We start from the raw sequence: 19,484 nt of genomic DNA on the forward strand, positions 1-19,484 counted from the left end.
GAATATCTTTCGTTCTTATTGGACTGGGCCGCATACGGCGGCAAGTACCTGGATGTAAGGCTGCGGTTCGGTAGTCAGCGTGTCTGCTACCCATAGCCGGTAATCGTCGAAAACGCGGTTGATCTGCCGGGTTCGCTGTTCGAAGCGCGAGCGCGCCACGCCTTCGATCACGCGTTCGAATTGAAGCGTCAGCTGCACCACCTGCTTGGACTGCAGCCGCTCGAGGTCGGCCAGCGTGCCTTCCAGCCGCGTTTTCATTTCGGCGGCAAAAGCGCGCTGCAGCTCGGTCATGTGCGCTTGCATCGCATTTACTGCACCCGGGAGCGCCAATTGCAACTCCTCCATCGGCAACGTCTTGTTCGAATTGGCGAGCGTGCCAGCTTGCAATCCGGCGCGAGCGATGAAGTTGTCGAACGATTCCAGCCTGAAGCTACCGGTGGCACCGCTGCGGCACGCGACCTGCCACTCTGCCAACAGCGGTTGGCCTTTGCGGTTGGGTACCAGGCTCATTAAGATGAAAGCCTTCTCGCCGGTGGCCAGCTTCGGGCTTTGCAGCACGGGCGCGCTGTGGCGCCCGAAAGCCGTCAGCACCCTATCCCCTAGCCACTCGACGATAGGGTGTTGCGGCCAGAGATAATGCAGCTGAGGCCATGTGTCGTCTTCGGCCTTGGCTTGGCGGGCTTGCTCGATGGCTTGCGCCATGCGATCGCTACTGGCGCATAGCACATACTGGTCATTTGAAGCCTGCACTTCGCGTGGGAGTTGCCGCAAACGCTCTTGCAAGTCTAGCGGCGCCGTGATTGCGATGGTTTGCGCAGCGTCTTCATAGCTCCATTGTACGATCGGATTAGGCAAGCAAAGCTGCGTAAGCGCGGTCTTGGCGAAGTGATACTCGCCGGTAAACAACGAAACCGGTGCGACAATGGAAGCTAGGCTATTGGGCGTAACCGGAGCTGCACTGTCGCCGCCCCCTTCAGTTGCGTCGATTCCACCAAACAATTTCAGCAGCCAGTCGCCTCCGTTTTCGGAGTCCGACTGTTGCTCCGTATCTAGCGTGATTTCGACCTGTTCGGGGCTCAGGCCCTTGGCCATGAATCCTGACACCTTATCGGCTTCCTTGTCGGGATCATAGACGTTCAGAAAAGAGGCCGGGTCGCCTAGGTTCACATTGGCCTGTTCGTCTTTTCTTTCCAAAATTTCAAGAATGCGCAGATCCCCACGTATTTTTTCAACGTCGGTTTCTGTGAAAAGATAAACGATTTGAGGCTGGAATGCCTGTCCATAGCGATCCACACGGCCATTACGCTGCTGGAAGACCATCAGCGACCAAGGCAAATCAAAGTGCACCAGGCGGTGGCAAAAATAATGCAGGTTCAGGCCTTCAGACGCCACGTCGGAACAGAGCAATACCCGGATCGGGTCGTCAAGGCGTCCGAAGCGATCGACCAAGTCTTGCTGTTCAGTATCGGTCATCTGGCCGTGCAGCACGGCGAGCTGCTTGGGCTTCAGGCCGAAATCGGATGTCATCTGCATCGACAGCCAGTTCAACGTTTCAATGCGCTCTGAAAAAATGACGATGCGGTCGGCGCCATCGCTGGCGGTCCAGCCGAAGATGGGGTCCTTGAGTTGTTTGGCGAAGCGCTGGTACTTACTGAAAGCAGCGGGCGTGATGGCGCGCAGGGTTTCGGCAAAAACCGTCAAGCCATCGATTTCCGCATGTTCGTCGGCGCTGGCTGATGCCTTATTGCACAGCAAGGCGATACGAATTTCTGTTGCCTTGAGAGCCGCTGCTGGGCTTGAAAATAAGCCCTTTTGCATGCCCACCCGCTGCAACTCTTGCTGCAGACCGGCGCGGTGCTGGCCGCCCTGTGTGAATGGAATTTCCAGCAAGGCTCGGTAAGCCGCCTCTTCCTGCACGCTCGCATGCTGACGCAAGCAGGTAGTGGTGCGCTCCTGGAATTGGCTCGATACCTGATCCTTGATGTCCTTCTTGAAGCGGCGCACCACCAGGCCCTTGTGGCGGAAGTCGTCGGGAGTGTAGTCGTCGGGGTCACTGATCGCGGTCGGGTCCAGCAGACTCATCAGGGAAGCAAAACTGCGCGCCGAACCATCGTGCGGAGTTGCCGACAGCAGCATCAGCGTATCGGAGCGCGTGGCCAGCATGCGCGCCAGCTTGGCGCGGCGGGAAACGCCCTGCTCGCCTGCCCTGGCCGCGACGTTGTGGCATTCGTCGATGACGATGATGTCCCACCACGCATTTTCCAGATAATTGCGGTATTCAAGATTGCTCTTGAGCGTGTCGATCGAAATAATGCTGCGGTCAAAGTGATTAAACGGATTATGGTTGGCTGGGATGCGGTTACGCACGCGCGCCAGCCCGACCGAATCGAGCCTGACCAACGGAATCGAAAAACGACTCCACCACTCTTTCTGAAACTGGGTCAGCATGCTTTTTTGCGTCACCACTAAGATGCGCTTGCCGCGCCCGCGCTGAATCAGCTCGGTGGCGAGGATGCCCGCTTCCAACGTCTTGCCCAAGCCCACGGCGTCCGCAATCAGGATGCGGGAACGCGGCTGGCGCAGCGCCTGCAAGGCAGGGTCGAGCTGATACGGCACCAGATTCATCACACCACGATGGCCGAGGTGTATCTCCGCGTCATTGGGAGTGCTGCGGCGGCGCTGGCTTTCGAGGTAGAGCAAGGACGCGTTGTATGTACGACTGGTATCGACCACCAGTTGCGTGCTGGCCGGATCAAGGATTTCGATCGGGCCTTCCAGTTCAGTCAAAAACAGCGCAGAACGTCCCCGGACCAGATCGGAAATGCCGTCGCATGTGAGAAGCTGTCCACCATCATTTGAAGGGTCGACCCGACGTAGCAGCCATTCTTCATCGCGGATGACGACGCGCGAACCCGGTGCGTGTAAATTCATTCAGTTTTCTTTACTTAATTCGTTGTTTCGGCATTCAAATTTACCTGGCTGCGTGCCGCTGCGTACAGGCAATCTATTCCGCGGCAGCAAGTCTCATTTTGATTGCACCATAGCATGATTACCAATCAAAAACAGCATCAAATGCTACCAAATATGGGCATTGCATAATTTAAATATTGATTAGTGCTGATCTTCATCTTTGCCGAACTGTCTGACCTGTCAATGGTCCAATCTGGATTACAACGCTGCGGATACCGCTCTTTAACGGATCTGTCCACCTGGGCGGGCGAATCGAAGCACGCCAGCACAGTGACGATATGCAGTTTTACGGAAGTGGGCAGAGTCGCCATCGATTTAATCTAAAGCCGTCAAGGTAAAGCGGCACGGCGCTCATTCAGCACCAGGCAGCAGGGTTATGGCACCATCCAGGTCGATGATATCGGCCAGGTCGAAATGTCCGCGCTGTTTAGCACACGCCTTGGCCAGCAGGCGCAGCGCCGCCAGCTCTTTGCGCTTGGCTTTGGTGAGTTGCCGCCCTATGTTGAGCTGCTGCTGGTACAGCGGCGAGAAAAGGCAACCGTTACCCTCAGCCTTAATTTCCTTATCGAGACGTCGTTTCTCAGTGCCGATAGACATCCGACGTTCATGCGCGGTATGCCATAGCAAAGCAGCATGTGTCAGTTGTAAGTCGTTCTGCATATCATCTCCATTTAAGTAGCAAGGCCCGAAACCGCGCCGTGGCGCCGAGACAGCCGAGCTGTGGTGACCGTTACACACGGCCAAAGTGTAATCCTAGCCTCGAAATGAACCGTGCTGATGGCTCTGCGGATTGAGAAGTGCAGTGCTAGGATGACGCGCCGGCGAAAAATGGCCATGGCCACTTACTGCCGGGATAACGGTATTCGACGACCAACAAATTCGGCCAGGTGGGGACTCCTCCGCAACCGTGGATAGTGAGGCATCCTGACTACCTCGTCTGACTACCGTGCCGCACACTTCGCGCGCACGCGCGTAGGGCCTGCGAACAAGGGTGCGAACACTGGCTCTGAAAGGGCCGATAGAGGGTGCGAACCAATATACGAACCAGTTAGAGAGCGCACCGGCATGGTCTTCGCCGTGCGCGGCGAGTAAGTCGGGAAAAGGCCACCGGATGACTCAGTAATGGAGGTATCGGCTGTTGCTGCTGCGCGCGCGTAGGGGTGCGTACCTTGCTGCGTACCAGCCTATTCATCCCCGCTTGAGCCCTTTATCGTTCATGCCGTGTGGCCACGATTTTCACCCAGTGTTTGATACGTTTCAGATCGGTTGTGATTACTTTCAGTTGACACCTGACTAATTCGGGGCGGTCGGCGTTACGACTCGCAATCGACTTGCCGAGAAATGTCGTTGGGCCAGTCGCGCTGCCTCAGGGTCGCCAACCATGGATCGCCGCCGCTTGTCGGGCGCGGCGTTCTGAGGTCAAGCCCTAAGGGTGCGGAGCTTCATTCATTGATGAGCCAATAGTTTTCTGCCAGGAAAGTACTTTCAGTTCGTCACGGTGAGTCAATGGGTCATGGCCAACATTGCTATCGTAACCAAGCCTGGGGTGCGTCGCTTCCGATCCGTCTAGTTCGCCGATCAAGAACTGCTCAGCTCACGCCGGTGCCCGGCTGCGGGTGGACATGATCAGAGCGCACACCGCCATCAGGCCAGCGCGCGCATACAGATCGTTCGCGTCCTCGCCTTCAATCTCGCTCATGCAGTGCAGCAGACCGGCCTGCTGCGCGGCGCGCTCGCCAGTGCCACTCTTGTCATTGTCGGCGAAGGCGAACTTCCGCCCCTTTACTTGGGCGGCGACGTGGACAAGGTTGCTGGCCGAAAAGCAGATCAATACCTGCGCCTGCTGGTTCAGCTGGCGCAGCGCCAGTTCCAGCGTCAAGCCGGTGGCGTAGCCCTCGACCAGCCAGCTTTCAAGCGCACGGGGGTTCCCCAAGCGGAACACCGCCCCCTTGGCGCGGGTACCGTAAATCATCTTTTTCTGCCATGCGCGTTCTTCCATCAGCCAGCGGATCACCTGCGCACCGACCAGCTGGTTCGTGTCCACGGTACGCATCGGCACGATCAGCTCGCGCTCGTCGTTGACCAAGCCCAGCACATCGGGCAGCTGCTTGCTGCGCAGGTACACGTGTTCGCACGGTTTGCACGCGCGCAGCATGGCGGCGGCGTTGATGCTGGCCTGGCGGTGAACCTCGGCTTGGCGGCGCTCCTGAGCGCTCTTGCGCTCGGCCCAGGCGCGCTTGTCTTCGGCGGTGAAACCCTTCGTATCCGGGTTGTCATACCAGTAAATCTCGGCGCCGTTCGACCAGTCCGACACCCAGCCCCGGCGACCATCCCAAAAGTAGGCGCCGTCCTTGGTACGCGGATGCTGCTCAGTCGGGCAGCGGCGTACCCGTTCACTCGGGTACAGGTCCGGCAGCATCAGCCCATACAGGCCGGCGAAGTCGGCAAACGTCATGCCGCCCTCCTGTAGGCGATCTTGTTCGCTTTGTGCTTGTTCATCACGCCGCGCGTGACGGTGACGCTCTCGACCTGATTGTAGTCGGGGAGGTTACGCGGATATGAGCCGGTGATGCTCTTGAACAGGTGTGCTGCGCGCTGCGGTGCTGTCTCAACATTGCCTTCAGTGCGAATCAACGAAACGCACTGTGCCCAAACGCTGGCCATGTCGCCGACGTTGACTTGGCCGACTTTGAACTCGACCATCTGGCCAGCTTCATGTTCGAGTAGGTTGCGCTTGACGATCTCGAAGCCGCACGACATGCAGCGCTTCATGAATGGCTTAAACTGACAATTCGGGCAACCGCTCGGCTCCTCACCCTCATCATCGTCCTTGCGAACCACCTTGTCGAGTTTTTCGCCCATGTCGAGCGAAGATAGACCGCTGTGATAGATCACCTCAAAGTCCTCGGAAAAGCGCACGATGTTGCCTGAGAAGTCAAGCAGCAACAAATCGGTCTTGCCGGTAGATGGCGAAGCGCGCAGGCCACGCCCCCACATCTGGATCGCCGTCGACAAGGACTTGCGCAGCGGGCGCACGTCGCACACGCAGGCCACGTCCGGCACATCGAAACCCTTGGCCAACGCCTCGACCGAGATCAGCACGCGCAGCATCGAATTGGGCAGGCGGAATTCCTTAAGTAGGGCGGCGCGCGTGGCGTCGCCCGTTTCAGCCGTGAAACAGGCCGCCATCACGCCGTTGCCGGTAAATTCCGCGCACATTGCCTCGCAGTGCGCGATTGTGGCGCCGAACACGATAGTCTTGCGGTTCTCGGCCAGCGTCACCCATTCATGCACTACGTTGCCGATAATCTCCATGCCGCGCTGGGAGGCGGCTTGGTCGGTCCACTCGCCACCGGCGGTGGCCGCGCCGGTCATGTTAACCTTAGTACACGACATCACACGCATTGGTACCAGCACACCCGAGGCGGTCAGCTCGGCCATCGTGGTGGCATTGACCAGGTTGGAAAACAACTTGCCCAGACCGGGCGAAAACGGCGTCGCCGACAGGCCAATCACCGCGCCTCGGCAAGTCTGGATATGCTCGGTCCAGACCTTCATCTGCGTATGCGCCTCGTCGATGATGACAAGGTCGGCGTCCGGCCAGTCGCGCATGGCCAGAGTCTGTGCGCTGGCGATCTGGAACGGCAGCTCGGGGGCATAGCGCCAGGAATCGGCCATCATCACGCTATGCTGGATCAAGCCGAGAGAGTCGGCCACCTCGGAAGTCTGGCTAATCAGGGTGCGGCGGTCGGCCACGAAGATCACCCGCTTGTCGCGCAGCAGCGCCTCATGGATCAAAAACATCGCCAGGATGGTCTTTCCCGAGCCGGTCGGGCTCATCACCATCTGGCAGCGGTGGCCGGCGACGAAGCCGGCGCGCAGCAGCTCGCGGGCGGTCTTCTGGAACGGGCGCGGCTCGGGGAAACGCGCGCTGGCGTAGGTGACGCGCATATCAGACCGCCGCGTTGTACAGTTTCTCGGCCTTCTCGGCGCGATTCTTCCAGTATTTCGCGGTACGGATCGCCTCGGCGACCTCGCCCGACTTGGCCCGCAGCATGCGCTCGGCGCTGTCGGCCACGGCACGCAAGCGCTTGGCCTCGTCCATCGCCGCCTTCAGTTGGTCGGCGGCGTCGATCACTCGGCCCATGTTCTCGTTGTCAGCCAGCGTCTCGGCGAAGCTGGCCTTCACATCGTCCAGTTCCTCGCGCAGGGCGGCGTTTTCCTCGCGCAGCGTGACCAGCTCGTCCAACATGTCTGAGGTCATACACGCTGCAGGTGGCACTGCATCTGGAGCGCTCAGCCCCCTTGATGCCGCCATCATAGGCACGAAAACGGCCTCGGCGGCGACACTTGTGAAGACCTTTTGCCCCGTATCATTATGCATCGAGGCACCGTTCGTTGCGCTAGCTTCGAAATCATTCATATATTGCCCTCCGTGTATTTACAAAAAATCGCACATTGGCATTGGCTGCCATTTGCGGTTACAGCTTTGAGAATTGATAAATGGCATGCCAGCGTAATGGAGCGCAAAGGAAGTGCTGGATAAGCGCCTCACCTGTTAATGAGTTCAAATTCGCCGAAAGGTCTAACAGGGAAGGATGCTTTCGTTTTCATCAGGAGTTCAATCGTTCTCCGCTAGGCATGGACGGTCGCGTCAATGCTCATCGGCCCAGTCGGTCCCGGTCACAGAGGGGATTTGAAGCTCTACCGCGAAGCCATCCCGCACAAGACGCTGCGCCAGTGTGTACGCAGCCGCTTGACCGGCAAAGCTGGCGTCGTTATCGCCCGCAATTAGCACTTCCTTCACCCCTGACGGCGGCACCCAGGTCGCCAACAAACCTGCGTTGGTGGCAGCCCAAACCGTGCACCCAAATCGATGTTGCGCGGCGAGGGCCGATTCAATGCCTTCGCCAATACCAAGGCGCTGCGCAACTGGTCCAGTTCTCACTGCTGCAGTATTAAGTAAGCGCCCTGGCAAAAATTTCTTGACGTCGCTGACGGGCGCCTTGTATCCGCCATCGGTCAGATATGTTCGATGCAGCGACACGATCGTAGCGTCCGGGTAGCTTAACAACGCAAGCATGACCGGATACACTCCACCTTCCGTATGTGACATCGCGGGATGGAACCTGATATCGTCGGGTACTGTTTCGATGCCTGTACGGCGGTTGAGGTACAGCCAAGCTGGATCGCCGTAAGTGACTTTCACGCTCGATTCCCAAATTCGGCGGAGCGCGGCGATTTTCTGCTCATCAGTGCGCTCTTGAACAATAGTGCCAGACTGAAATGTGTCGGCGACTTGATCTACCTGCCTTGCTGCTTCCGCAAACGTCCAACCAAACATTTTTTTCAACAACGAGAAGCCATCTCCCGAACCGCACCCCGTGCAGATCCAAGTGCCCCGTCCATCTAAGTCATCGAAACGATACCGATCCTTCCCATGACACATCGGGCATGGCCCATGTCGCTTAGTCAGATATTTCGGGTCAATACCCAAGGCGGGCAGGATATGCAGCCAGCGCCCTTTTGCTATGCTTGCCGTTGAAGGTTTTTTCAATTGCATGCTTTGACTCCCTCTTTTTATCAGTTCTATCTCATCAACATTCATCGTCACCGCACTATTATTCTCGTGGGCACCACTCCCATGTGTTCGCTGAAAAGCAACACGTGCCGTTGCTGCCATCAAAACGTTTTCCTCTGCATTCCGCTTGGATGTCGTTCGACCCTCGTAAGCCCCCATCCCCTGCCAAGAATTTGCTTAAACCGCACCGCAACTACTATGCGAAATCCCTGCAGACCGGGGTCGGTTTCAATGCCATCCCCTTGGCTAGGCGAATTTCCGGGGTACTGCTTTTTCTCCTCTACTCTTCTCTTCTCAGACTCAGCCAAGCCGCAAGCGCAGTCTTCTGGCTGCCATACCAGACGCTAGCGAGAAGCTAGCGGCGTGCATGGACAGATTGGTAGGTTGATGTGTTCGCCGCGAGCATCAGGTTTCTATAAGAAAACCGCGCTGGACGAAAATTTGTAAATCCAAATCGGTAATGGAGAGTTTGCGCTCCAGGAACGGTAGGTCAGCGGGTACGAGACCACCGTTTTGACTGGCACACAGCCAAAGCAGAATTAGATGGCCTTTCGCGGCATCCGGCAACGAACAGAAGTGGTAGTCATCCATCATGGCGCGGTGAAGTTTGATCCACGGCGGATTACGCTTGGTGTAGTGCTGAAATTCTTTCCAGTTTTTCACTGTGTAATATTTCATGACGATGTGGCCTACTTTCTCATGTGGTGAGGAAATTAACGGTGATGGAAGTGCATGCGGCGGTGCTGACGTCAGCGCATCAAAATGAATATAGGGTGCACAGCCAAGACCGCGAGGCAAAGCAACGTTTATTCTTGCGACACTATGTCCGAATAGCGTCGATGCAAACTGTCGCCGACGCGAACATCGGCTTTCCGATCGGATATTCCTGTTTAGGGGACCTGATACGATTAAGGCTTCAAACGTGCCTGTGCCGTGCTCTTTGCCTTCAAATCAGACAGCCACGCATCAAGATCGTCCTGCCGGTACCAAATCCGGCCACCTTTGACGAAACTCGGCCCACTTCCTTTGGTCGCGTACATCGCCAAGGTTTTGGCAGCCAGTCCGAGGTACAGAGCAGCATCCTTGCGGCTCATCCGGCCATCTGCAAGTACAGTAATTGAAGGGCTTGAAATGCTCATCGGGAGAATCCTTTTTACAAAGAGGTGGAAAACGATAACTATATCAATACATGTGCTGTATTAGAGCACAAATTTGCATATATAATGAAAATTGGGAATTTCACAGAACATTGGACGCAAAGGACATACATGAGAACGACGAAAAGCTCTAAATCCGGCGGTGGAAAGCTGTCTCGGTCAGAAACTGTAACGGTCCGATTGGATCCTAGACTTAGATATTTGGCCGAGGTAGCGGCCCGCGCTCAGCGACGCACCCTGTCCAGTTTCATCGAGTGGTCAATAGAGATGGCGCTCAACACGCAGGTTCTAAATGTTGATGGGGCGCGCACGGTGGCAGACGAGGCAGAAAACCTTTGGGACGTAAATGCGCTAGACAGGTTTGCGAAACTCGCACGCCGACACCCGCACCTGCTTACTCACGAAGAACAAGTTCGATGGAAAGAATTTGAAGAGAGTCAGATAACCGGTATCTCTTTTAGCCGAACCATGGGAGGTGTTGGGGAGTTTATGGCGCTTATGGAATCGATGAGAAAAAATTGGGAGGCATTGGTCGACGCCGACGGTCTTTCCCGTATAGATAGGCTTACCAACAAAAGCAAATGCACCGACAGTGATGAGACTAACCTAGAGACAGGATGACAACACTATGGCAAAGAACTTTAGCAAACTCACTCGTCCAGCCATGCGCAAGCTGACCGCCGACACCACCATTTCCGAGCACGGCGTCACGTTCAAGCGTGAGTGCAGCGGAGACGGCCTCTTTTCGGTCAATGTAATGGTGGACGGACGACGTATCCACAGGGTGGTGGGAAGGGAGTCGGATGGGACAACACGCACGCAGGTCGAAGACTTCATAGCCAAGTTGCGCACCGATGCAAAACATGATCGCCTGAGTTTGCCCAAAGGCCGCAAGGTTTCGCTTTCGTTTCGCGACGCCGTCCTTGCGTACCTTGCCAGGCTGTCGGTCGAAGGTGGCAAAGACATGAAAATGAAAGCGTCACGACTGCGGCTGCACCTTGTACCATATTTTGGCGCGAAGCCGATCTCGCAAATCACCGGCTCGGATGTGGATCAGTACAAGCAGCTCCGTTTGCAGCAGACTTCGTTGCGCGGGGGAGATCGGGTCAGCACTAAGGCCAGGCAGAATGGAGCAATCGCGCGCGACAATGCTGGCAAGTGCACTCCTGGGACTATCAACCGGGAACTGGCCGCGCTGTCACATCTTTTGAACAAAGCTGTCGAATGGGGCTGGATCGAAAAGCGCGGCCCTAGGATCACGCGTCTCCCCGAGGGAAAGGGGCGCTTAGTCTACCTGACCGTCGAACAAGTGAAACGGCTGATCGGATGCGCGAAGGAATCAGATAGCCGCCACCTTTATCCATACATCGTCGTCGCCCTTGATACTTCGATGCGAACGATGGAAATACTATCGATCCGGAAAGAGAACATCAATATTGCACAACGATTGATTCACATACCGAATGCAAAGGCAGGCCCGCGCGACCAGCCAATCACAGCGTATCTAGCGAATTTTCTGGATATGCACATGGCTGCGACTTCCCCGCTACAACCATGGCTCTTTCCATCCGCCTCGTCACGATCAGGGCATGCGGTCGACATCCGAACACCGTTCATCAAAGCTGTCATCGCCGCCGAACTCGACCCGCGCGAAGTGCTACGCCATACCTTACGGCACACAACGATCAGCCATCTGGTCCAAGCAGGCGTGGATTTGTCCACCATTAAAAGGATCAGCGGACACAAGACGATGGCAATGGTCGAACGGTATGTGCATCTGAACGATGAGCATGTCAACGCTGCTATGGACAAACTGGAAAAGCGCCTGCACTAGCATTGAACTGTATTTCTCCCGGCAGGATTACACAGGAATTACACGAAGCATTGGATCGATCTTGGTAGACCGATCCAACTTCCTCCGTAAGAGGTTGAATCTAAAGCGAAATTCTGGTGGGCCTCCCGTGAGTCGAACACGGCACCAACGGATTATGAGTCCGCTGCTCTAACCAAGCATGAGCTAGAGGCCCAAGGGGGACTGCGGCGTGGCGGCGCTGTTGATGCCCGCCTCGCGCGGCCGTTTTGGAAACGGACACGCGAGGATAGGGGTATCAGGGGCGCACGTCAAGCCCTATTGGCTTCTAGTTGCCTTCCAAGAAGCTTTTCAGCTTGTCGGAGCGCGATGGGTGGCGCAGCTTGCGCAGCGCCTTGGCTTCGATCTGGCGGATGCGCTCGCGCGTCACGTCAAATTGCTTGCCTACTTCTTCCAGCGTGTGGTCGGTGGACATCTCGATGCCGAAACGCATGCGCAGCACTTTCGCTTCGCGTGGCGTCAGGGAATCGAGCACGTCCTTGACCACGCCCCGCATGGACGCATGCAGCGCTGCGTCGGCCGGCGCCAGGGTGTTGTTGTCCTCGATGAAGTCGCCCAGGTGGGAATCGTCGTCGTCGCCGATCGGCGTTTCCATCGAGATCGGTTCCTTGGCGATTTTCATGATCTTGCGGATCTTGTCCTCGGGCATTTCCATCTTGATCGCCAGGGTGGCCGGATCGGGTTCCGCACCCGTTTCCTGCAGGATCTGACGCGAGATCCGGTTCATCTTGTTGATCGTCTCGATCATGTGCACGGGAATGCGGATCGTGCGCGCCTGGTCGGCGATCGAGCGCGTGATGGCCTGGCGTATCCACCAGGTCGCATAGGTCGAGAACTTGTAGCCGCGGCGATACTCGAACTTGTCGACGGCCTTCATCAGGCCGATGTTGCCTTCCTGGATCAGATCGAGGAATTGCAGGCCGCGGTTCGTGTATTTCTTGGCGATCGAAATCACCAGGCGCAAGTTGGCCTCCGTCATTTCGCGCTTGGCCTTGCGCGCCTTCATTTCACCGGCCGCCATCTGACGGTTGATGTTGCGCAAGTCCGGCAGCGGCAGCACGACGCGCGCCTGCAGGTCGATCAGGCGTTGCTGCAGTTCCTTGACGGTTGGAATGTTACGGCCCAGGATGGCGCTGTACGCGTGTCCTGCATTGACTTCGCCATCGACCCAGTCGAGGTTGGTTTCATTGCCGGGGAAGACCTTGATGAAGTGGGCGCGCGGCATGCCGCAGCGGTTCACGGCCACGTCAAGGATCTGCTTCTCGATATGGCGCACTTCGTCGACCTGGCCGCGCAGGGTATCGCACAGCTTTTCCACCACCTTGGCCGTGAAGCGGATGCCCAGCAACTCTTGCGAAATGGCATCCTGCGCCTTGGCGTAGGGCTTGGAGTTGTAGCCTTCTTTCTCGAAAGCGCGGCGCATCTTGTCGAACTGCTGCGAAATGACGGCGAATTTTTCCAGCGCCGTGCGTTTCAGCGTTTCCAGCTGCTCGGCAGAGAAGCCGGCCGCGCCGGAAGCGTTCGCCTCTTCCTCTTCTTCGACTTCCTCTTCTTCCGCTTCGCCTTCTTCCTCGTCTTCTTCGACGGGAGCGGCCACGACAGGCGCGGCGGCGACCGGTTCGCTTTCATCGACGAGGCCGTCGACGATTTCGTCGATCTTGATCTCTTCGTTGGCGATGCGGTCGGCGGCGGCGATGATCTCGGCGATCGTCACGGGACAGGCGGAAATGGCCTGGATCATGTCTTTCAAGCCATCTTCGATGCGCTTGGCAATCTCGATCTCGCCTTCGCGCGTCAGCAGCTCGACCGAGCCCATTTCGCGCATGTACATGCGCACGGGGTCGGTGGTGCGGCCAAAGTCGGAATCGACGGTCGATAATGCGGCCTCGGCCGCCGCTTCCGCCTCGTCATCGCTGGTGACGACGGCAACGTTATCGGACAGCAACAACGTTTCCGCATCAGGCGCGTGTTCGTAGACGGCGATGCCCATGTCATTGAAGGTACCGATGATGCCTTCGATGGCTTCCGGATCGACGATGTTTTCAGGCAAGTGATCGTTGATTTCCGCGTAGGTCAGGAAACCGCGTTCCTTGCCGAATTTGATCAGTGTCTTGAGTTTCTGGCGCCGGCGCTCGAGTTCTTCCTCGCTCGCTTCCGTATCGGACGAGAAGGCGTCTTTCAGCAGCGCGCGCTCCTTCGCCTTGCGGTCCTTGGCCTTGGCCTTGTCGACGGCCTTCAGTTCGGCCCGCTCGACGGCGTTCAGGGCGGCGACTTCATCATTTTCTGGCTGGAATTCTTTTGGCTTGCGGCCGCGGCGGCCTGGTACTTTTACCGACGGCAAGACATACCCGGACGTATCGATGGCCGCCAGGGTGGCAGCGTCGGTGGTCTGGCTGACCACGGGCGCGCTGGTCACGCGCGCTTCTGGCCGGTCGAGCGCCTTTTCGGCTTTCGTGGTAACTTTAGTGGGCTTTACAGCCGCTTTGGATTCGGGTTTCTTGATTGGCACAGGCGCTTTCGATTACACAACGACTTGCTTTACGGTGGATTAGGATAAAGTTTGCTGCCAGTTCCCTGTCTACCTGCGGGAACCACCATCTTCGAACCTGCCGACAACGCAAATCCGACACTGTTACGTTACTTACACCTCATCGGCCACGATCCGCGGGAAGCGCAGCAATTCCTGTCCACCGGCTGTTGCCAGCCGTCTCGGCAAAAATTCCTGCATCGACCGCGTTGGGAGCGAGAGCCTGGCGCGGCTTGCCAGCGTCTGCGAGCCTTGCCCGCAACGCCGAAAACGCCAGTTGGCCCTGGCTGCCGACACGATCCACCGCGCCGATCAAGAGCCTAACTTACTGAAAACAAATACTATTTACGAAACAGAACTAGCTTGCCAAAGCACACAATACTTAGCATTTAATTATAGCACGCGAAAAATGTTTTTCCAGTGCGCGCCATACCCTCAGAGCAAGATTAGCGATTCACCAACTCGGCATCGCGCTCACGCTCCAACTCGCCTTGCTCCTGCGTGATTTCGCGGTAGCGTACACCAATTTTCTCCGATGGCAAACCCGACGCAAACAATTGCTGCAATTCCGCCTTCAAGGCATTCAATTTGATCTCGCGGATGGTGCTCACCAGCCACGACAATTCGCTGTCGTAATCGGATTCTGTGCCGGCCGCGATCTCGCCGATGATCTCGTCGTATTCGCTGCCCAGCTCCTTCAATTGCTGCGCCAGCGCGGCAAAACTGCCGTGCTCGCCCAGCGCCTGGCCCACGGCCACCAGCTGCCCCAGGCTGTGGGCTGCATCCGGCCCCAGGTGCTGGAAAGCGGTCAGCGCCGCCTCGTCGATGCGCAGGCTCAGGGGCGGATGCGCCACCAGCATGCGCATGATCTTCAATTCCAGGCCCACGGGCACAGGGCGGCCCGATTTCGGCGGCGCGCGGCGCGCCACGGCAACGGGTTTCGCCAGCTCGAACAGGGCTTCGATCTCGGCCGGCGTGGATTGCGTCAGCTGCGCCAGGCCGCGCACGATTTGCAGGCGCAAGGACGACGGTGCCATCAGTTGCAGCAGGGGCTTGGCGTCGAACTGCACGCGGGCACGCCCTTCCGGCTCCGACAAATCATGCTCGCCCGACACTTCTTTCAGCAAGAATTGCGACAGCGGCATGGCTTCATGCACTTGCTGCTCAAAACCTTCGGTGCCGAATTCGCGGATATAGCTGTCCGGATCGTGTTCCGACGGCAAGAACAGGAATTTGATGGTTTTATTGTCCGACACGTGGGCCAGGCTCGCTTCCAGCGCGCGGCGCGCGGCGCGGCGGCCAGCCTTGTCGCCGTCAAAGCTGAAAATCACGTTATCGGTCTGGCGCAGCAGTTTTTGCACGTGGGTGGGCGTGCACGCCGTGCCCAGGGTCGCCACCGCCTGCGGGAAACCCATCTGCGCCAGCGCCACCACGTCCATGTAACCCTCCGTCACCAGCACATAGCCGGCATCGCGGATGGCCTGACGCGCCTCGAACAGCCCATATAGTTCGAAACCCTTGGAAAACAAGGGGGTTTCCGGCGAGTTCAGGTATTTCGGTTCGCCATGGTCGAGCACGCGCCCGCCAAAGGCGATGACCTGCCCCTTGGTATTGCGGATCGGAAACATGATGCGTTCGCGGAAACGATCATAGCGCTTGCGGTTATTGCCTTCTTCATCGACCTTGTCGATCACGAGACCGGCCTCGGCCAGGGCCGTCACGTCGTAATCGGGGAAGACGGAACGTAAATTGTCCCAGCCGCCGGGCGCAAAACCCATGCCGAAGCGAGCGGCCACTTCGCCCGTCAAGCCCCGGTTCTTCAGGTAGGCGATGGCTTCCGGCGCGTGGCGCAACTGCCCGCGGTAGTAATCGCAAGCCTGCGTCATGGCGTCGGACAGGGCCATGCTTTGCGCCTGGATCTGCGCGCGCTGGGCCGGCGGGATCTTGTCATCGGCTTCCGGCACGACCATGCCCACGTTCTGCGCCAGGTCCTTGACGGCGTCGACAAAGCCCATGCCCGAGTATTCGATCAGGAAACCGATCGAGGTGCCATGCGCGCCACAACCGAAGCAGTGGTAGAACTGCTTGGTGGGGCTGACGGTAAAGCTGGGCGATTTTTCACTGTGGAACGGGCACAAGCCCATGAAATTGGCGCCACCTTTTTTCAGTTGCACATAGCGGCCCACGACATCGACGATATCGACGCGGTTGAGCAAATCGGAAATGAAGGATTGAGGTATCACTGGCTAGGGCGGGTCTTGTTATAGGTCAGACTATACTACCGCACGTGGCCTGAGGTTGAGCCAGGTCAACGTGTGGGCGATTTGAGCGGCTGCCAGCATGGGCCGGCAGCCGATGACTACGATGACTGCTTACGCGGCCGGCGTCAGGGCTTTCTTGACCAGGGCGGACACCACCGTCATGTCGGCGCGACCGGCCAGCTTCGGCTTGACGATGGCCATGACCTTGCCCATGTCTTGCGGACCGGCGGCGCCCGAGGCGGCCACGGCGGCAGCCACTTCAGCCACCACTTCTTCATCCGACAGTCCGGCAGGCATGTAGCCGGCCAGGTGCACCAGCTCGGCTTTTTCGATGTCAGCCAGGTCGGCACGGCCACCGGCTTCGAACTGGGTGATCGAATCCTTGCGCTGCTTGATCATTTTTTCCACGATGGCCGTCACGTGGGCATCCGTCAATTCGATGCGCTCGTCGACTTCCTTGCGCTTGATTTCCGCCAGCAACAGGCGAATCGTGCCCAGCTTGCCCGCTTCCTTGGCGCGCATGGCGTTTTTCATGTCTTCGGTAATTTGTTCTTTCAAGCTCATGGCAATCCTCGTGTTGGTAAGTGGGGTCGATATTCATATGTACGCTCCAAGCAGGCAGCCACAAAAGCGAAAACCCGCTGCGGCGAACCGGAGCGGGTATGCGACTCATCTGAAGTATCACTCCAGGCGAATCAAAACAAAACCCGTGGCGAACAATGCGCCGAACTACCCGGGTTGGTTCTGACTGAACAGTCTTAGAATAATTTTTTCGGCAGTTGTTGGCTGCGGATGCGTTTGTAATGACGCTTTACAGCAGCTGCCAGCTTGCGCTTGCGCTCAGCTGTTGGCTTTTCGTAGAATTCGCGTGCGCGCAATTCGGTCAGCAGACCCGTTTTTTCGATGGTGCGTTTGAAGCGACGCATTGCGACTTCGAACGGCTCGTTTTCTTTAAGGCGAATAGTGGTCATGTAAAATTCAAACCGTTGAGGTGGTGTATAGGAAGAGATAGATAGTAGCAGCTTTTATTCGGAAAGGGAAGCCCCTCCCCCACTTGCGTGCGGCATGCAGCCTGAGATTGCCGCCCGGTTGTGGCGTAAACCACGCATGCGGACGGCAACATCGCTTAAACGGCCATCTTGCGACGGCGCGCCATGAAACCCAGCAAACCCAGGCCAGCCAGCAGCATGGCATACGTGCCCGGTTCCGGCACGGCGCTGACATTCATGCTGACACCGTCCAGGAAGGCCGATGTATCGTGGGCATTGCCCGGATTGGTGCCGGCAAAGCTCAGGGTATGGCTGCCTGCGCCGATATTGAGTGCGTTCACATTGAAGCTGGTCCAGCCCGTGCTGCTCACGCCATACTGGCCCAGCTGCGTGCCATCCAGGCTAACCGTCACGGACTGGCCCTGGTCGTAACCAGGGCGCAGCGCCAGATTGAAGGCGAAGGTGTAATTGGCCGCACCCGTGCTGACGAAGCTTTGCGAGACCGATGCCGTATTTTGCAGGAAGGCAAAGGCATTTCCCTCTTGCGCCACACCATTCCAGGCCGTGTTGCTGGCCGACACGCCGGCTCTGCCCGTGAAGCTCCAGCCCGGCGCCACGTCACCATAGACATAGCCGCCACCGACGGTATTGTTTTCAAAACCGCCATTGCTCAGCACGGGCGTGCTGGCAAAGGCGCTGGTGCTGAGCAAGGCAACTGCAGCGGCGGCGATCAGGCGTTTCATGGTGACTCCAGGGTAATGTTTATTTAATTGCCATCAGACACAAAAAATGTCTGGAAGTCAATTTACATGCCAAGTATTCAACACCGTTTCATTGAAGTCAAGAAAATTATCACCTGCGGTCACAAACTGCGGCCACGCAACAACCAAGTATTACTGCAGGGCAATTCCTGCCGCCACGCCCGATGCCCAGGCCCACTGGAAGTTGTAGCCGCCCAGCCAGCCCGTCACGTCGACCGCTTCGCCGATGAAATACAGGCCTGGCACCTTGTTGGCCATCATGGTCTGCTGCGACAGTTCGCGCGTATCGATGCCACCGCGTGTCACTTCGGCCTTGCGGTAGCCTTCGGAACCGTTCGGCACGATGGACCAGGCATTGATGGCCTGTCCCAGCTTGCGCAGCTGGGCGTCGGGCATGTCGGCGATGCGCGCATCGGGCGCCAGGCCGTTGACGGCCAGCAAGCAGTCAGCCAGGCGCTGCGGCAGCCATTGCGCCACGATATTGCCCAACTGCTTCTTCAGGGTGCCCTTGCCTTCGATGAGGGTCTGCGCCACGTCCACTTCCGGCAACAGGTTGATGACGATGGGCTCGCCCGGCAGCCAGTAGCTGGAAATTTGCAAAATCGCCGGACCGGACAGGCCGCGATGGGTAAATAACAAATCTTCGCGGAAACGCGCACCCGTTGCTTTGCGGCCTTTCAGGCTACCCGTTTCCACATCCACTTCCAGCGCGATGCCGGACAGTTCCGCGAACGGCGCCCAGCTGTCCGCATCGAATGTCAGCGGCACCAGGGCCGGACGCGGCTCGACCATCATCAGATCGAATTGCTTGGCGATGCGGTAGGCAAAATCCGTGGCGCCGATCTTCGGGATCGACAGCCCGCCCGTGGCGATGACGATGCTGGCCGTCTCGATGTCGCCGCCATCGGTCTGCAGCACGAAGCCACCATCAGCTTGCTGGGTAACATTGTCGATCTTGCACGGCATGCGCCAGTGCACGCCGCCAGAGGCGCACTCGTCCTTGAGCATGTCGATGATCTGCTCGGCCGATTCATTGCAGAATTGCTGGCCCTTGTGCTTCTCGTGGTAGCCGATTCGGTATTTTTTCACCAGCGCGAGGAAATCCTGCGGCGTGTAGCGCGACAGCGCGCTCTTGCAGAAATGCGGATTCTCCGAGAGAAAATTTTGCGGGGTGGCGTTAATATTGGTGAAATTACACCGCCCACCACCCGAGATGCGGATCTTTTCGGCCAGCTTGGCCGCGTGATCGATCAACACCACGCGCTTGCCTTGCTGGGCGGCAACAGCCGCACACATCATGCCGGCCGCGCCCGCGCCGATCACTGCCACATCAAATTGTTTTGCCATAAGAATTCCGCTCACCGCTGA

17 protein-coding genes and 1 tRNA gene are annotated in these 19,484 nt (G+C 57.7%); 2 read left to right on the plus strand and 16 right to left on the minus strand.

Translation table 11 applies throughout. From position 1 onward, the window contains the following. Positions 1 to 15 precede the first annotated feature (15 nt). The 9 genes from C8C92_RS24175 to C8C92_RS24215 form a co-directional block, all read right to left on the minus strand. Positions 16 to 2,931 carry a DEAD/DEAH box helicase gene (locus C8C92_RS24175; RefSeq protein WP_116745447.1) on the minus strand — a complete coding sequence of 972 codons (2,916 nt, stop codon included), beginning with the start codon at positions 2,929 to 2,931 and terminating at the stop codon, positions 16 to 18. Positions 2,932 to 3,068: 137 nt separating this feature from the next. Continuing rightward, positions 3,069 to 3,281, minus strand: coding sequence for a DUF2280 domain-containing protein (locus tag C8C92_RS28020; protein WP_116745448.1), 213 nt, complete (start codon positions 3,279 to 3,281; stop codon positions 3,069 to 3,071). Positions 3,282 to 3,321: 40 nt separating this feature from the next. Beyond that, a complete protein-coding gene (locus tag C8C92_RS24185) occupies positions 3,322 to 3,630 on the minus strand; it encodes a hypothetical protein (protein WP_116745449.1) in 309 nt (102 codons plus the stop codon). A gap of 934 nt (positions 3,631 to 4,564) precedes the next feature. Continuing rightward, on the minus strand, positions 4,565 to 5,425 hold the full coding sequence (locus C8C92_RS24190; RefSeq protein ID WP_116745450.1) for a hypothetical protein: 861 nt from the start codon (positions 5,423 to 5,425) through the stop codon (positions 4,565 to 4,567). Next, positions 5,422 to 6,921, minus strand: a complete 1,500-nt coding sequence (locus tag C8C92_RS24195; RefSeq protein WP_116745451.1) for a DEAD/DEAH box helicase family protein — start codon at positions 6,919 to 6,921, stop codon at positions 5,422 to 5,424. The genes C8C92_RS24190 and C8C92_RS24195 overlap by 4 nt, the downstream gene beginning before the upstream one ends. A gap of 1 nt (position 6,922) precedes the next feature. Further along, positions 6,923 to 7,234, minus strand: a complete 312-nt coding sequence (locus tag C8C92_RS24200) for a hypothetical protein (protein WP_133250824.1) — start codon at positions 7,232 to 7,234, stop codon at positions 6,923 to 6,925. A 390-nt stretch (positions 7,235 to 7,624) separates the two neighbouring features. Next, positions 7,625 to 8,653, minus strand: coding sequence for a toprim domain-containing protein (locus C8C92_RS24205; protein ID WP_243420435.1), 1,029 nt, complete (start codon positions 8,651 to 8,653; stop codon positions 7,625 to 7,627). Positions 8,654 to 8,956: 303 nt separating this feature from the next. Then, positions 8,957 to 9,229 (minus strand): hypothetical protein, encoded by a 273-nt coding sequence (locus C8C92_RS24210; RefSeq protein WP_116745454.1) that lies wholly within the window; start codon positions 9,227 to 9,229, stop codon positions 8,957 to 8,959. Positions 9,230 to 9,459: 230 nt separating this feature from the next. Then, a complete protein-coding gene (locus C8C92_RS24215; RefSeq protein WP_116745455.1) occupies positions 9,460 to 9,690 on the minus strand; it encodes a helix-turn-helix domain-containing protein in 231 nt (76 codons plus the stop codon). Positions 9,691 to 9,819: 129 nt separating this feature from the next. Between C8C92_RS24215 and C8C92_RS24220 the strand changes: the two genes are divergently transcribed. Both C8C92_RS24220 and C8C92_RS24225 read left to right on the plus strand, forming a co-directional pair. Then, on the plus strand, positions 9,820 to 10,329 hold the full coding sequence (locus tag C8C92_RS24220) for a hypothetical protein (RefSeq protein ID WP_133250825.1): 510 nt from the start codon (positions 9,820 to 9,822) through the stop codon (positions 10,327 to 10,329). A 7-nt stretch (positions 10,330 to 10,336) separates the two neighbouring features. Further along, the gene (locus C8C92_RS24225) at positions 10,337 to 11,542 is read left to right on the plus strand and encodes a site-specific integrase (protein ID WP_116745457.1); all 1,206 of its coding nucleotides are present in this window, start codon (positions 10,337 to 10,339) and stop codon (positions 11,540 to 11,542) included. A 114-nt stretch (positions 11,543 to 11,656) separates the two neighbouring features. Here the strand turns inward: C8C92_RS24225 and C8C92_RS24230 are convergent. From C8C92_RS24230 to C8C92_RS24260, 7 genes are all read right to left on the minus strand, one after another. After that, positions 11,657 to 11,735 (minus strand) — tRNA-Ile (locus C8C92_RS24230). Positions 11,736 to 11,846: 111 nt separating this feature from the next. Next, complete coding sequence (gene rpoD, locus C8C92_RS24235; RefSeq protein ID WP_099762281.1) at positions 11,847 to 14,087, minus strand: RNA polymerase sigma factor RpoD; 2,241 nt, start codon at positions 14,085 to 14,087, stop codon at positions 11,847 to 11,849. 464 nt (positions 14,088 to 14,551) lie between these two features. After that, positions 14,552 to 16,348: a DNA primase gene (gene dnaG, locus C8C92_RS24240; protein WP_096237713.1), complete on the minus strand. Its 1,797-nt coding sequence runs from the start codon at positions 16,346 to 16,348 to the stop codon at positions 14,552 to 14,554. Between the two features lie 129 nt (positions 16,349 to 16,477). Then, positions 16,478 to 16,930 carry a GatB/YqeY domain-containing protein gene (locus C8C92_RS24245; RefSeq protein ID WP_099762280.1) on the minus strand — a complete coding sequence of 151 codons (453 nt, stop codon included), beginning with the start codon at positions 16,928 to 16,930 and terminating at the stop codon, positions 16,478 to 16,480. Between the two features lie 194 nt (positions 16,931 to 17,124). Further along, on the minus strand, positions 17,125 to 17,337 hold the full coding sequence (gene rpsU, locus C8C92_RS24250; RefSeq protein WP_008451879.1) for a 30S ribosomal protein S21: 213 nt from the start codon (positions 17,335 to 17,337) through the stop codon (positions 17,125 to 17,127). 155 nt (positions 17,338 to 17,492) lie between these two features. Beyond that, positions 17,493 to 18,098 (minus strand): FxDxF family PEP-CTERM protein, encoded by a 606-nt coding sequence (locus tag C8C92_RS24255; protein ID WP_099762279.1) that lies wholly within the window; start codon positions 18,096 to 18,098, stop codon positions 17,493 to 17,495. A 150-nt stretch (positions 18,099 to 18,248) separates the two neighbouring features. Next, positions 18,249 to 19,463 (minus strand): NAD(P)/FAD-dependent oxidoreductase, encoded by a 1,215-nt coding sequence (locus C8C92_RS24260; RefSeq protein ID WP_116745458.1) that lies wholly within the window; start codon positions 19,461 to 19,463, stop codon positions 18,249 to 18,251. Positions 19,464 to 19,484 lie beyond the last annotated feature (21 nt).

Source organism: Janthinobacterium sp. 78 (genome assembly GCF_003096775.1).
Taxonomy (GTDB): domain Bacteria; phylum Pseudomonadota; class Gammaproteobacteria; order Burkholderiales; family Burkholderiaceae_D; genus Janthinobacterium; species Janthinobacterium tructae.

What these genes read in the sequence shown, in the direction of transcription:
- C8C92_RS24175 (WP_116745447.1), bottom strand. Translation starts at nt 2,931, where the DNA reads ATGAATTTACACGCACCGGGTTCGCGCGTCGTCATCCGCGATGAAGAA.
- C8C92_RS28020 (WP_116745448.1), bottom strand. Translation starts at nt 3,281, where the DNA reads ATGGCGACTCTGCCCACTTCCGTAAAACTGCATATCGTCACTGTGCTG.
- C8C92_RS24185 (WP_116745449.1), bottom strand. Translation starts at nt 3,630, where the DNA reads ATGCAGAACGACTTACAACTGACACATGCTGCTTTGCTATGGCATACC.
- C8C92_RS24190 (WP_116745450.1), bottom strand. Translation starts at nt 5,425, where the DNA reads ATGACGTTTGCCGACTTCGCCGGCCTGTATGGGCTGATGCTGCCGGAC.
- C8C92_RS24195 (WP_116745451.1), bottom strand. Translation starts at nt 6,921, where the DNA reads ATGCGCGTCACCTACGCCAGCGCGCGTTTCCCCGAGCCGCGCCCGTTC.
- C8C92_RS24200 (WP_133250824.1), bottom strand. Translation starts at nt 7,234, where the DNA reads ATGACCTCAGACATGTTGGACGAGCTGGTCACGCTGCGCGAGGAAAAC.
- C8C92_RS24205 (WP_243420435.1), bottom strand. Translation starts at nt 8,653, where the DNA reads ATGGCAGCAACGGCACGTGTTGCTTTTCAGCGAACACATGGGAGTGGT.
- C8C92_RS24210 (WP_116745454.1), bottom strand. Translation starts at nt 9,229, where the DNA reads ATGAAATATTACACAGTGAAAAACTGGAAAGAATTTCAGCACTACACC.
- C8C92_RS24215 (WP_116745455.1), bottom strand. Translation starts at nt 9,690, where the DNA reads ATGAGCATTTCAAGCCCTTCAATTACTGTACTTGCAGATGGCCGGATG.
- C8C92_RS24220 (WP_133250825.1), top strand. Translation starts at nt 9,820, where the DNA reads ATGAGAACGACGAAAAGCTCTAAATCCGGCGGTGGAAAGCTGTCTCGG.
- C8C92_RS24225 (WP_116745457.1), top strand. Translation starts at nt 10,337, where the DNA reads ATGGCAAAGAACTTTAGCAAACTCACTCGTCCAGCCATGCGCAAGCTG.
- C8C92_RS24245 (WP_099762280.1), bottom strand. Translation starts at nt 16,930, where the DNA reads ATGAGCTTGAAAGAACAAATTACCGAAGACATGAAAAACGCCATGCGC.
- rpsU (WP_008451879.1), bottom strand. Translation starts at nt 17,337, where the DNA reads ATGACCACTATTCGCCTTAAAGAAAACGAGCCGTTCGAAGTCGCAATG.
- C8C92_RS24255 (WP_099762279.1), bottom strand. Translation starts at nt 18,098, where the DNA reads ATGAAACGCCTGATCGCCGCCGCTGCAGTTGCCTTGCTCAGCACCAGC.
- C8C92_RS24260 (WP_116745458.1), bottom strand. Translation starts at nt 19,463, where the DNA reads ATGGCAAAACAATTTGATGTGGCAGTGATCGGCGCGGGCGCGGCCGGC.